The following is a 644-nucleotide window of genomic DNA, read 5'->3' as shown; positions in this document are numbered from 1 at the left end:
GAAGTCAGTAAAAAGAACGTTCTCGTTGACGTAACTGAGCGCGTCGAAAGCAACATTGAATCCCCTCTCGACTTACATCTTGGCCAAGTCATTTCACGTGGCGATAAGATGGAGTTCACCATCCAGAAATCAGTAGAGCTTGGCGTTAATACCATCACACCACTTATTTCTGAACGTTGTGGCGTAAAGCTGGATCAAAAACGTTTTGAGAAAAAGCTCGCGCAGTGGCAGAAGATTGCGATCAGTGCGTGTGAACAATGTGGTCGCAACGTAGTACCAGAAATTCGCCCAATCATGAGCTTGGAGCAGTGGTGCCAAGAAGAGTACGATGGTCTAAAGCTCAACCTTCACCCTCGTGCAAAATACTCAATCAACACCCTGCCGACACCTGTAGAGAAAGTGCGTCTTCTGATCGGCCCTGAAGGCGGTTTGTCGTCAGAAGAGATCGACATGACTCGCGAATACCAATTTGAAGAGACGCTACTCGGCCCGCGCGTTCTACGCACCGAAACTGCGGCTTTGACAGCAATTACAGCCTTACAAGTTCGTTTCGGCGATCTTGGTTAAAATGGAGAAAAATAATGATCAAACTCGGTATCGTAATGGACCCAATCTCGTCCATTAACATCAAGAAAGACTCTAGC

General features: G+C 47.0%; 1 protein-coding gene. It reads left to right on the top strand.

Features of this window, described 5'->3' with window-relative positions; genetic code table 11:
• On the top strand, positions 1-567 hold a 567-nt coding region (gene rsmE, locus R7Z77_RS26250), incomplete at its 5' end, for a 16S rRNA (uracil(1498)-N(3))-methyltransferase (protein WP_318137165.1).
• Positions 568-644: the final 77 nt, after the last annotated feature.

It is taken from the genome of Vibrio sp. 1401 (genome assembly GCF_033340295.1).
The sequence above is the reverse complement of the archived record's forward strand: the minus strand, read 5'-3'. Positions and strand labels throughout refer to the sequence as shown.